At 37.2% G+C, this 14,164-nt stretch carries 7 protein-coding genes; 3 read left to right on the forward strand and 4 right to left on the reverse strand.

Annotation, left to right across the window (positions count from 1 at the left end; genetic code table 11):
• Positions 1–98 precede the first annotated feature (98 nt).
• From KXJ69_RS06830 to KXJ69_RS06845, 4 genes are all read right to left on the reverse strand, one after another.
• Positions 99–4,103 (reverse strand): tail fiber domain-containing protein, encoded by a 4,005-nt coding sequence (locus KXJ69_RS06830; RefSeq protein ID WP_219052245.1) that lies wholly within the window; start codon positions 4,101–4,103, stop codon positions 99–101.
• A gap of 281 nt (positions 4,104–4,384) precedes the next feature.
• A complete protein-coding gene (locus tag KXJ69_RS06835) occupies positions 4,385–8,299 on the reverse strand; it encodes a two-component regulator propeller domain-containing protein (protein WP_219052246.1) in 3,915 nt (1,304 codons plus the stop codon).
• A gap of 96 nt (positions 8,300–8,395) precedes the next feature.
• Positions 8,396–8,938, reverse strand: a complete 543-nt coding sequence (locus KXJ69_RS06840; protein ID WP_219052247.1) for an alpha-ketoglutarate decarboxylase — start codon at positions 8,936–8,938, stop codon at positions 8,396–8,398.
• A gap of 25 nt (positions 8,939–8,963) precedes the next feature.
• The gene (locus KXJ69_RS06845; RefSeq protein WP_219052248.1) at positions 8,964–10,181 is read right to left on the reverse strand and encodes a DegT/DnrJ/EryC1/StrS family aminotransferase; all 1,218 of its coding nucleotides are present in this window, start codon (positions 10,179–10,181) and stop codon (positions 8,964–8,966) included.
• A 242-nt stretch (positions 10,182–10,423) separates the two neighbouring features.
• On the opposite strand from KXJ69_RS06845, the gene KXJ69_RS06850 reads away from it, so the two are divergent.
• From KXJ69_RS06850 to KXJ69_RS06860, 3 genes are all read left to right on the forward strand, one after another.
• Complete coding sequence (locus KXJ69_RS06850) at positions 10,424–11,749, forward strand: GntP family permease (protein WP_219052249.1); 1,326 nt, start codon at positions 10,424–10,426, stop codon at positions 11,747–11,749.
• A 139-nt stretch (positions 11,750–11,888) separates the two neighbouring features.
• Complete coding sequence (locus KXJ69_RS06855) at positions 11,889–13,013, forward strand: glycerate kinase (protein ID WP_219052250.1); 1,125 nt, start codon at positions 11,889–11,891, stop codon at positions 13,011–13,013.
• A 173-nt stretch (positions 13,014–13,186) separates the two neighbouring features.
• Entirely contained in the window at positions 13,187–14,119 is a 933-nt protein-coding gene (locus KXJ69_RS06860; RefSeq protein WP_219052251.1) for an alpha/beta fold hydrolase, read from the forward strand.
• Positions 14,120–14,164: the final 45 nt, after the last annotated feature.

Raw genomic sequence — 14,164 nt, forward strand, 5'->3', positions numbered from 1 at the left:
AAATTAACCTGTATTTTCGGTAAAAACCTTTTTAAAAACAAAAACCAATCACTTGGGGGTATGATTGGTTTAAGCACGAGATAAATTAAGAACTATTCTTAATTTTCGTTTGGGTCAATTTTAAGTAACAATGCCTCCACCTTTTTTAATCGATCTTCGAGAGTGGCTATTTTTTCATTTTGAGTATTGATAATCTCTTGCTGTTCCTTTACTGCGTTTATTAAGACAAAATCCATAGCACCATAATCTACTCCTAAATAGGTTTCTGACTTTGTTCCATCTTCAGACTTGTATTCCCAATCTTTTACCATATAAGGAGCTATTTTTTGTAATTCTTGAGCAATGGTTCCTACACCTGTATCGGTAGGCATTCCCGCTTTACCATTATAGGTAAACCAAACGGGATTTATTTTTTCCACAACCGAAAGTCCTTCACTAAAAGGACGAACATTTGTTTTTAATCGAGCATCCGAAGTTACGGTCCAAGCTGAAGAAGTAGGCTTGGCAGCAGAATTGGTACTCAATTCTAATTGATACGCTGGGGCAGAAAGACCAATACCAATAGGATCGGCAAAAAAGTTAGCTGATGCTCCAAAACCCCAACTAAAGTAGGTGCCATTATACCACAAAGCTTCACTACCATTAACTTGTAAAGCAACACCCGTACCAATTCCTTGATTAAGATTTGCCATCCCATTTACGGAAAAGCGCTGTGTAGGAGCAATAGTACCCACACCAACCCTATTATTTACTTCGTCTACAAATAAAGTTCCAGAATCTACATTTAAAGAGCCTGTATTCACTTCAACATCGGCATTAAAGCGCAATAAATTGTTATCGAATTCTCCATAGATAAGCGCATTATTGGCATTTACATTAGAGTTTTCAATGTATAGTTTATTACTACCCGTTTCATTATAACCAGCGTTGTAACCTAAAAAAATATTTCGGTTTCCGCCTGTATTTTGATAACCTGCTTCTTCTCCAATAGCAACATTGCCTAGTCCTGCTGCCATTTGGCCTAAAACCTGATAGCCTAATCCAATATTACTATCTCCATTGATTAGAGCAGCTAAAGACAAATTACCAACAGCTACATTATTTTCTCCTGAACCCTTGTTGTATAATGCATTATTGCCAATAGCAGTATTTCCTATTCCACTTGTGTTATTATAAAGAGCAGCATTTCCCAATGCTGTATTATCATTTCCAGATGTATTTCCGGATAAAGCAGAAAGACCTAATGCTATATTGCCACTGCCGTCCGTATTTGAAATCATTGTGCCATATCCTACGGCTATATTATCACTACCATCAATATTATTTTCAAGTGAATAAGCTCCAATACCAATATTGGAAGAGCCAATAGTGTTAGTAAATAGACTACGATATCCAATGCCAATATTAACACTACCAGTTGTATTGTATAAACTAGAATGCCCTATAGCAACATTGCCTACGCCTATACTATTCGAAATCAAAGCATTAAAACCGATGCCCAAATTGAAATTGTCTGAACTGTCATCATTAGCTCCAGCTCCTATTCCAAAGAAAATAGAAGACCCATCATCAGTTCCATCATTATCACTTTTTCCATCGATTAAGTCATTTATCCTTTCTGCGCCTAAAGTAGGTGTTGTCCATGTTAGCACACCAGCTCCATCTGTTTGTAGTATTTGATTTACGGTACCATCTACCGTAGGAAATTGATACGCATTATTAATATCAAAAGTTCCATTTATTCTAACCAAGTCATTATCAAATTCACCGTAAATAAGTGGGGTCGTACTGCTTGAATTCTCGATATATAGTCTATTGTTTAAAACACTGTTCTGCCCAGCTCGATAGCCTAAAAGGACATTTCCTGAGTTTGTATTGGTTGTCCCATTACTACCCGCTAATTGCCCAAGGAAAACATTATTACTTCCATTAACACCATCTCCAGCACTCCCACCAATGGCGACATTATCATTTCCTGTAAGGTTATCTCTTAAGGTGCCGTGTCCCATAGCCACATTTCCGGCTCCTGTTGTATTTGCCGTTAAAGAATACCTTCCATAGGCCATATTAAAAAAACCGATAGTATTATTTACAAGTGCTTGCGATCCTAAAGCAATATTTTGCGTACCTGTTGTATTATTTTCTAAAGCCGCAAAACCAATTGCAATATTATCATTAGCTGAAGTATTTAGTCGCAATGCCGAAAAGCCTATTCCTATATTACCATTTCCGGTAGTGTTTAAAAGTGCATTAGTCCCAACCGCGACATTACTAAAACCTGAAATGTTATTTGCCAAGGCATTCACACCTAAAGCAATGTTATCCACGCCTGTAGTATTATCGAACAAAGAAGAATAACCTACGGCAATATTATTGACTCCAACTGTATTGTTATTTAAAGAAAGAGAACCAAAGGCTGCATTAAAGGAACCAGTAGTGTTATTACGCAACGCTTGATATCCAAATCCATTGTTATATTCCCCAATGGTATTTTGATTAAGAGAAGTTAATCCAAATGCGCTATTAAAATCTCCTGTTGTATTATTACGTAAAGAAAAGCCACCCACAGCAGTGTTTCCGTTACCTGTGGTGTTGAATAACATTGCGTTTGGGCCTACTGCAACATTGTTATCACCGTTATTTTGAGGGAGAACATACTGACCTATAGCTATATTATTATTTCCAGTGCTATTGTTAATTAAATTACCCACCCCAATTGCTATATTTCCGCTTCCTGTGGTATTATTTGTTAAACTACTTCGCCCAATTCCAATGTTTCTATTATCTGTTAAATCATCATTCAATCCAGCATCTATCCCCAAAAAAATGGAAGAGCCATCATTTGTTCCATCATTATCTGATCTACCATCTGTAAGGTCATCTATTTTTTCTGCTCCTGTAGTTGGTGATGCCCAACTTATGGAGCCAGCACCATCGGTTTGTAATACTTGATTTGCAGTTCCATCTGCCATTGGAAATTGATACGCATTATTAATGTCGAGTGTTCCATTTATACGAAGCAAATCGTTATCAAATTCACCATAAATTAGAGGGGTTGTACTATTTGAATTTTCAATATAAAGTTTGTTACTACCAGTTTCATTAAAACCTGCGTTAAAACCAATTGCAACATTATACCCACCTGTACTATTTTGATTAAGAGCTTGCCTTCCAATGGCAATAGACCCATTACCAGTAGTATTGTTTTCCATTGAAGAATAACCAATACCAATATTATCATCTCCACTGGTATTTTGAGATAAGCTATATGCTCCCGAAGCAATATTATAATTCCCGGTCGTATTATTAAATAAAGCCCCTGTACTTAAAGCTATATTAAAACCACCCCAGGTATTATTAAATAGACTATTATATCCTATAGCGAGATTGTTTGACCCTGTCGTATTAAATGTCATGCTATAATTGGCGATAGCAGTATTATAATTCCCAGTTGTATTTGAAAATAATGTGCTTAAACCAATACCTATATTTCCAGCTCCAGTCGTATTAGAAGGCAGACTATAATTACCTAAAGCAGTATTGCCCACTCCTACGGTATTTGAATTTAAACTGCTTGTTCCTAGTGCAACATTTGAGGATCCCGAAGTATTGCTTCTTAGGGAATGAAACCCAATTGCAGTATTAGAAAACCCACTTGTATTACTTAATAACGACTCAAAACCTACACCTACATTTTGGTTATTGGATAAGTCATCATTACTTCCTGCATTTATACCAAGATAAACTGAAGAACCGTCATTCGTTCCGTCCATATCAGATCGCCCATCAATTAGGTCATTTATCCTATTTACACCTGTAGCAGATACCCATGTAGAAATTCCGTTATCCCAATAATAAAACCCTTTAGAAGGAGCTCCATTTCCTGTCATAAAAAGCATCATCCCATCTTGTGCAACTCCAGGGTTTATTGCTGGAAATTCATCCGCTCTTGGAATCAAAATTCCATCTGTATTTGCTGGGGTTACAACATTACTTGCCGAAATATCCAAAGTAGCATTTGGGTTCGTATTACCAATTCCTACTTGGGCAAACACACCAGATGCTATAAAATAAAAGCCGATTAAAATGAATGTTTTTTTCATAACGATAATTATTTATTTTTTAATCTTAATCGATTTAATAATCTTATTTTCCAACAGTATATTTAACTTGTAAGTACCGCTCTTTAAATGGTCTATACTTAGGTAAATTTTTTCCTCATGGATGTCTCCATTTGTGTTATTGGACATAAGCACCGATTTTATTGAAGTAAAAGTATAAGGTAACTTCTTGCCTTTATGGAAGAGATGTTTTTAAAAATAGAAGATATGTTACAAGGCTATAAAAATGACAGGATTACAAAGAGGGGATTTGTCTTTATTTCTTACTGTTGTTGAAATTCTTGAGGAGTGCAATGGTACACTTCTTTGAAACATTTAATAAAATAGGAAGGAGTATTAAACCCAACCTGATAGGCTATTTCTGAAACTGTGGCGTCCGACTCCTTCAAAAGGGTGAGTGAAAGTTTTAATCGTTGAGATCTAATAAACTCTGAAGCAGACATATTAAAAATAGCCTTTAACTTACGATGCAATTGAGTTCTGCTTAGAAGCATGGCGGTTGCAAATTGCTCGCTATTAAAACTGGTTTGTGTAATTTCCTCATCCAGTATAATCTTAAGTTTGTTCAGGAAATTAGTCTCTGTAGAGGTTATAGCCAATTCTGGTTGGATACTAAAATCTTTACTAAATCTTTGCTGCAATAACCTTCTATTTTCAATAAGCTTTTCCACCCTTAGCTTTAGGTTTTCACTATTAAAAGGTTTAGTAACATAAGCGTCGGCTCCTGTTTTTAGCCCAATCATTTCGTTTTCCTCACCTACTTTGGCAGTTAATAGAATAATGGGGATATGACTGCTAAGTTCGTTGTATTTTAACTCGTTACATAACGATATTCCATCTTTCACAGGCATCATGACATCGCTAACAATGAGGTCTGGTATTTGCTTTAAAGCTTTTTCTATTCCTATCTTACCATTAGAGGCTTCAATAATATCATAAGAGTCCTTAAAAATGGAAACTACAAATTTTCGAATATCCGTATCATCTTCAACAATTAAAATCTTGGCCTTTCCTACCGAGGTGGTTTTATCCCTTTTTACTTCAGAAAAAACAACCTTATCACTAGTATTATGTATTATATCTGAATCATCAAAAGCACTTTTTACAATGGGTAAAGTAACCGTAAACTGAATTTTATCTTTAGCGACGGTATTGGCTATAATGCTTCCCTTAGAAAGAGTTATTAATTCCTTGACTAAGGCTAACCCTACACCAACTCCCTCCGCATTAGTATCGTCTTGATAAAACCGATGAAACAACCTACTTAAATCGGTAATGTTTACCTTTTGATAACTATTAATTAGTGATAGTAATAAATAGTTATCTTTTTTATTAATATCGAGAATAATATCCGTGTTTTCAGGAGCATATTTAATGGCATTTGAGAATAAATTGGAAACTACTTTTTCAATAATATCTTTATCATACCAAGCATTGGCTAAATCTTCCGAGGGGAAATGAGTTTGTATAGAAATATGTTTTTGCGCCGCTTTATATTTAAATGCCTCCACTAGTTGCTTGAGTAATATTATTAAGTCACCTTGACGTACTTGCAACTTTAATTGCCCAGAGTCTATTAAAGACAAATCCATCATTTGGTTGACAAGATTGAGCAACCTATTGGCATTTTGTTTTACTAAAGTGAGTTCCTTTCTATCTTCTTCAGACAGTTCCCTTTTTGTTAATTGATGATCAATAGGACCAGAGATAAGTGTTAGGGGTGTTCTAAATTCATGCGAAATGTTAGTGTAAAGAGTTGTCTTAAACTCATTAAGTTTTATTAGTCGTTCGGTTTCAGCATGTTCTAATTGTAATTTCGTTTTTACATCCCATCGAAACTTTAAATACCAATAAATACCATAAAGTAGTAACAACAACAATAACAAATAGGTCACCTTCATGACATTGGTAAGATACCAAGGTTTTAAAATGCGAAATGAGTATTCTACAGGGACTTTATTCCATTCCCCATCATAATTACTCGATAGCACCCTAAATGTATAATTATTGGGAGGTAAATTGGTGTAGTGGGCTATGTTAGAAAAATCTGGAAAAGTCCAATCTGTGTCATGATTAACTAATTGATACCGATATAGATTTAGTTCCGGTTGCGAAAAATGTAATCCAGCAAAAGTAAAAGTAAGTGTGTTTTGGTCATGAGTAAAAACAGCATTAGGAGTCATAGGCTGTTTATTACCAAAGAGCTCAACCTGAGTAATCACGGTTTTTGGTGCTGCAGCATTGAGTGTTAACTGGTTTGGATTAAACCAATTAACGCCTTCCAACCCACCAAAATAGAGCAGATTATCGTCCCCTTTATAGTAGGCCCCCGTATTAAACTCCAATGCTTGTAATCCACTACTCGTGGTATAATTTTCAATATAGCGCTTATTCGCTTCCTTTAAATTGAATTTGGTAATACCCTTATTAGAACTTAACCATAAATTTCCTTGTGCATCTGGTAAAATACTATAAATAACATTATTAGCAAGCCATTGGTCAATGGTATAAACTTTAATAGATTTATCCTCAATATTGTACATTTTTAAGCCATTTCCATTGGTTCCAATCCAAAGCTTGTTATTTTCAAAATACAGCGATTTTATCTTGTCTGGAATCTCATGAATCTTTTCAATTTTTTCTTCGGAAGCATCCCATAAAAAAAGCCCGTGGTCTTCGCTCCCAATCCATAAATCATTGTTGGTTCCTTCTTCAATCGTTCTAATATTATTAGAAGTTAGCGCACTGTTCTCAGAATTTATTTCCTTCAAAATTCCTTGACTCCTATCAAATAATACCAAGCCACGATCGCGAGTACATAACCAGATATTGGATGCGCGATCCCTATACATCTTCCAGATAGTCATTTTGGAAGTTTCAGGGAAAGATTCCATCTTTCCGCTTGCACTCATAATTTGTAATCCCTCCCCTTGATGCCCTATCCACAATTCATGATGATAAAACATCAAACTCATAATACGATCACTTCGCAGATTTGAATTTTCTGTAGAATACGTTTTGTACTTTTCCTGCTCTAAATTCACTGCCGAAAGTCCCTTTCCTGAAGTCCCTATCCAAATAGTATGATCCTCATCCACAGTAATAGCTCTGGCAAGGTCTACAAATACGTTATTTGGAGTTTGTGAATTGGTAATAACCTGAAACTTAAACAAATGCTCGTCGTAATAACTTAGCCCTCCCCCATCGGTTCCTAACCAAATGGTTCCCGTATAATCCATATACAAACTTAAAACATCGTCATAACTAATTCCGAAGGCATTTTTATTATTCACTAAAAAATGCTTAACCTTCTCATTAGTAAAATCATATACATACACCCCATCACCATAAGTAGCAATCCATAAGTTATTGTATTGATCTATTAATAAATCCTGAATGTTTAGCGTTTCAGGAAGGTTAGGGTGCTTCACTATATGTAGTATTTCAGTATCTGGAAACTTATAAAAAAGCCCAGAACCAAAAGTACCAACCCATAATCTTTTTTCTTTGGATGTCGCTAAAGCACTAAAATGAGCTCCATTGCCCTCACTTTCAATTTTTGAAATATTACTGTTTCCTATTTTAAATACCCCACCTGAAGCTGCTACAAAAAGTGTGTTGTCTATTTCAAGAAATTCAAAAATATCCTGCCCATTCAATTCCTTATTAAATATCTGTGTTGTATCTCTTGTAGTATTAGATATGGTAAAAAGCCCCTCACCATAGGTTCCAATAAAATAATCATTTTTCTTATTCTGAAAAATACAACTTGGGCTGGGAATACCGCTTAAAGTCTTAAAAGTTTCATTTTCTCTATCAAACTTTTCCAATGTACCACCACTGCCAATAATCCATAATGTACCTCCCCTATCCATGTAAACTTTCCCTAGATTGCTGAACGTAGGCCGTGTAACGTCTTCAAATTGTTTGTTGTAAAAAGTAAAAGATTTTCCGTCATATTTATTAAGTCCATCTTGTGTTGCAAACCACATATAACCAATCGAATCTTGAGAAATGCTAACCACACTATTTTGCGACAAACCATGTTCTACGGTCAATTCTTTAAAAGAAATCTGCTTTAAATTTGAAATAGACTTGGCGTCTTTAGGCTCAACATTTTGTGCCAGTAACACAAAAGGTAGCAATAATAAAAAGCCTAAAATTCTAAAAAAGTTCATTAATATTCCAGTCTATATCTAAATATACTAAAGAAATAGTGAAAAAAGGAAAGAATTGATGGGTCGAAACTAATATTGTTACTTCACCCACTCATTTTAAAAAGAGATATTTACAAAGGGAAGTATAGGACTTGTATAAACACTTTCGTCTTCATTATAAAGCACATTATATTTTGCCCCAATGGTAATTTTCTCGGTTACGTTCATACCAGCACCAAGAAATAATGCAGCGTCCCAATAGTTGTTTTTCATTTTTCCTGTTGGGGTTTCGGTTTCGGTAGAAACGTTTAATTCGGCAAACTCCAATAAGGCAGTCAACATCTTAATGGGTGTGTACTGAAAAATAACATTACCTCCAATGGTCGTGGTATTCTGAATATCTTTTAAAGCTGTATAACTTCCCTGCACACCACCACCAAAACTAATCTTTTCGTTAGCTTGATACGTAATATTGGGTGCTAAGCTAATATTGGTTCCACCTATAAAACTTAGTCCAAATCCAACACCAAATTTCCATTTATTGGGTTTAGCAGAAGTACTATCTATTACCTTTATTTCTGTTGTTTGAGATTGGACTCCTTCACTATAAATAAGTATAATAGTAGTGAAAAGGATGGTGAAAATAAATTTGTTTTTCATAAGTGAGGTATTACTTTACAAAATATTATAAAGTAGATTTATGATGGGAATATAAACTATTTTCTATTACTGACTTCATTTTAAGAGCCCTTTCCTTAACCTGCTCTTCACTCCAACCAATTTTCACCAAGCTTGAAATGGTGCGCCCCATCCAAAGGTCACTCTTTGAAAAATTAGTATTGTTTAAATCTTGTATCTGATTCTGAATCTCTTGCGGAAGATTACCCATGCTCTTTAAATGGCGAAGGTGCTCCCAGCCATTAATGTAGTGCCAGTTGTTTTTAAACCAATAGAAACAAGCATCCACTCCAGCTTCTCCTAAAGCTTTATGGGCTTTTTCAGTTAATTCTTGGGTAGGTAAAAAGAAGTTTAAAAAGGAATAATTTTCTTCGCCACCTTCGGGTACGGTTCTAAAAGTGACCCCATCTACTTTGGATAATTCATTTCGTAAAATGGTGTAGTTTTTTTTCTGAATAGCTAAAAAGGTATCTAGCTTCTCCAATTGCCCTAAACCAACCGCTGCGTGCAATTCTGAAATTCTAAAATTATAGCCCAAATGCGGATGGGTTTCGGCACCACGGTCGTTCCCAATGTGGTCGTGGCCGTGATCCTGATACTGATCTGCATTTAAAGCAAATTGTTTCGTATTGGTAATAATTCCGCCCCCTTCTCCACAGGTAATGGTTTTTACAAAGTCAAACGAAAAGCAACCCAAGTCTCCATAGCTTCCTAAGGGTTTTCCATCATACGTTCCTCCTAAAGCTTGACAGGCATCTTCTAATAAAATAAGGTCGTGTTTTTCGCAAATAGCTTTTAATTCTTTTAAACGTGCCATAGAACCGCACATATGTACGGGCATCACACATTTGGTTTTAGGAGTAATGGCTGCTTCCACTGCTTTTGGGTCTAACGTAAGCGTATCGTCAATATCTACTAATACCGGTACAGCACCCAATGCCATAATAGATTCAAAACTGGCCACAAAAGTAAAGGTAGGCATAATCACTTCGTCCCCTGCTCCAATTCCAGCCGAAGCCAGCGCCACCGTTAAGGCAGCTGTGCCACTCGACACCAATTGGCAATACTCCGCACCCATTCGTTTTGCAAACGCTTTTTCAAACGTTTTAGCTTTCCAATGGCTATTTCGCATGCCGTCAAATCCGTAGCGCATTAATACACCACTTTCCATGACATCGTTTACATGTTTGCGTTCTTCTTCTCCAAATAATTCGAATCCAGGCATTCTTTATGGGTTTTGGGTTATGGGTCTTAAGTCTTAGGTCTTAGGTCTTAGGTCTTAGATAAATTTATACATATTCGCCTTTTCTCTTCACCCCTCATAGACGAGCCACAAAGGTAAGGGTTGCGTGGGGAGTGTGCAATAGCTATGAAATCCAAATAATTCAAGTTTCGGAAAAAAACGTAACTTTCTAATCGCTGAAAAACACTACCTAATTTAATGCCAAGTAACTTAACCAACCCCCTATGAACCTTCTCCTAATCATTTTAGCTGTACTCGTTTTTATCGTTGTTGCCATTGCCAAATTCAAAATACATCCTTTTATCACCCTCATTCTTGCCGCGATTATGATGGGGTTTTTTATGGGATTAGACGGAACGACCATCCTTAATACCATCAGTGAAGGCTTTGGAAATACCCTTTCGAGCATAGGGATCATTATAGGGTTGGGAGCCGTCATTGGTACCTTTTTGGAAAAATCAGGTGGGACTTCCATTATAGCCAAATATATTTTAAAACTCATTGGCGATAAAAAATCACCCTTAGCCATGAACCTCACAGGAATTTTAGTATCCATTCCCGTTTTCTGCGATTCGGGGTTTATTATCCTTTCCTCCTTAAACAAGGCACTCAGTAAAAAAACAGGAATCTCCATGGTGGTGTTTGTAGTAGCCCTTTCTACAGGACTCTACGTTTCTCACGTCTTTATTCCTCCCACTCCTGGACCCCTAGCCGCTGCAGCAGCCTTAGAAGCCGACTTAGGGTTGGTTATTTTACTTGGGATTGCCATTGCGCTTCCCACCGCTTTTGTGGGCTATCTTTGGGCTGTAAAATCTGGAAAAAAACTCACTGTAACCGAAGAAACAACCTTTACTAAATCCGAAGAAATCCCCGAAAGCAAATCTTCATTTCTAGCAGTGCTATTACCCATACTCATTCCCATTGTATTAATTGCTCTTCGCTCCATTGCCCAATATCCTTCTCATCCCTTTGGAGAAGGAACCCTTGCTACTATCTTTTCCTTTATTGGTCATCCGCTTCCAGCGTTGTTTATTGGTATTCTTTTCGCCGTGCAACTAGTAACCAAAAACACCCCTGTAAAAGAACGCCTTACGTGGATATCTAGTTCTTTAAAAGAAGCGGGAGTCATCATTCTTATTACAGGAGCAGGAGGTGCTTTTGGGAGCATCCTTCGTTCAGGAAATTTAGGTGAAATCATTGAAGCCAATTTCTCAGGTATTGAAGTGGGTATCTTTTTACCTTTTCTCCTCGCTGCTATCCTAAAAACGGCACAAGGTTCCTCTACGGTTTCTATTATTACCACGGCAACCATCATTGCCCCTATGATGGGTACTTTAGGGCTTGACAGTGAACTATCTCGTGCCCTTTCTGTTCTTGCAATTGGAGCAGGAGCCATGACAGTTTCTCATATCAACGATAGCTACTTTTGGGTGGTTTCTCAGTTTTCTGGGATGGATACCAAAACTACCCTTAAAAGCCATTCCCTCGCCACCCTCTTTCAAGGCATCACCGCGATAGTTTTATTATCTGTAATCCAAATATTCGTTTAAATAAGATGAGTTTTAATGTCTTACATAGTATTATTATTCTACAAAATAGCTTTTTAGAAGGGGTCTTTTTCTTTGGTACTTTCTTTTGGACAAGCAAAAGAAAGTATAAAACGAACCAACCCAATGAAAATAAGAAACAATGAAAATAGTCATAGCACCAGATTCCTTTAAAGAAAGCCTTTCGGCTAAAGCCGTAGCCGAAAACATCGCCATAGGCATCAAAAAAGTACTACCTCAGGCAGAGACACTACAAATCCCAATTTCTGATGGCGGCGAAGGACTCCTCGAAGCCTTGGTACCCGCTCGTAATGGAACCTTGGTGACGGTAACGGTAAAAGACCCACTCCTCCGCCCCATCCAAGCGCAGTACGGCATCCTTGGCGACGGTACTACTGCTGTGGTAGAAATGGCAACCGCCTCGGGATTGGAACTCCTCACCGAAGCTGAAAAAAACCCCATGCGTACCTCCACCTACGGCACAGGACAACTCATTATAGATGCCCTCGATAAAGGCTGTACCAAAATCATTGTAGGAATTGGCGGTAGCGCCACCAACGATGGCGGTATGGGAATGATAAAAGCCTTGGGCGGAAAATTCCTAAACGCGAAAGGCAACGACATTGGCGAAGGTGGCGGCGCTTTAGCAAACCTCCACACCATAGACTGCTCTCAGTTGGACACCCGTATTGCCCAGTGTGAGTTTATAGGCGCGTGCGACGTTTCCAATCCCTTAATTGGTCCACAAGGTGCTTCTATGGTCTTTGGTGCACAAAAAGGCGGAAGCCCAGAACAGCTAAAACAGCTAGACCACAACCTAACCCACTACGCAAACATCATACAAAAAGACCTAAACAAAGACGTAGTCACTATCCCCGGCGGTGGCGCAGCAGGCGGTATGGGTGCCGCACTCCTTACCTATTTCAACGCGCAATTAGAACGAGGCATTGACCTAATTTTAGAAACCCTCCAACTCGAAACCCACATCCAGGATGCCGATTGGGTCATTACAGGCGAAGGCAAAATAGACCAGCAAACCCTCTATGGAAAAACCATTGCAGGCATTGCCGCCTTAGCAAAAAAACACCACGTACCCGTCATTGCCATAGCGGGGAAAGTGGAGCCCATAGATGACCTCTACCACCTAGGCGTAACCGCTACCTTCTCCATTGTAAACCAACCCATGACCCTACAAGAAGCCATGGCACAAACCGATAAATTGATACAAGCCTGTGTGGAAAATGTATTTAGGACGCTTATAGCCTAACCCGCTCCAATACGTATTTACGGGTAGATGCTAAAAAGTATTATTGTTTATATTTGAAAGTGCGGTGACCGGATACCCATGATAGAAAACTTACGATATCACCCTTAATCACCGGGATAACCATGATAAAAGGTAACATATAACGAGTTGTGCAACATTAAAAACAACATCTGATGAAAATTAGAAACAGCATTTCAACATTACTTTTTACAGCTTTTTCGTTGCTGTTTACTTCATATGGTAACGCACAAATAGCAGATTCTATAAAATATGAAAATGGATTTCTTTACTATCACGAATATGGTTCTAAAAAGCTACCGCCAATAATTATTTTGACTGGTGGACCCGGAAGATCATATAATCAATTAGAAGGTCTTGCAGAAACAATAAGCCCGAAATTCAGAAGTATTTTACTTGAACAAAGAGGCACTGGAAAATCAATTCCGATTCCATTTGATTCAACGACTGTGAATATTAATGCAGTAACTAAAGACATCAAAACATTGATGGATAGTTTAAAAATTAAAAACTCTATTATTCTTGGGCATTCTTGGGGCGGAATGTTGGCTATGAATTTTGCCTCTGAATTTCCAAATAGTGTGAACCATTTAATTTTAGTTGCACCTGGACCTCATAAAGATGCTGAAAATGGATTTAATGTAATGTTTACTAACCGCAGGCATACAAGAAGTTTAAAAGAAGAACAACGCCTGAATCAATTAAGTGAACTTATAGCAAACAAACAAGCCGATTCTTTAGAAATAATTGAAGCAGAGAGATTATCGAGACGAGCTTACATTTTTGCAAACCCAATTCCAGATAGCATATTTCAAAAAATCAATTCAGATAACAACAGTAAAACAACAAGTTTACTTATAAAGGACATATTTAAGAATTACGATGTTTCAAAATCACTTAATAATTATAAAAGACAAATCGATATAATTTCTGGAAGGCAAGATGTTGTTGGCTTCTTTTCGTATGAACTAAAACAAGATATACCAAAAGCCAACATTCATTGGATAAACGAATGTGGACATTTTCCGATGTATGAGCAACCAAATGAATTTTATAAAATATTATATAAAGTTTTGAATGTGGAATAGAAAAACGTTGCACAACACCGTGTATAATTCATTGTTAGTATTCGC

The organism is Halomarinibacterium sedimenti (genome assembly GCF_019312585.1).
Classification (GTDB): Bacteria; Bacteroidota; Bacteroidia; order Flavobacteriales; family Flavobacteriaceae; genus Halomarinibacterium; species Halomarinibacterium sedimenti.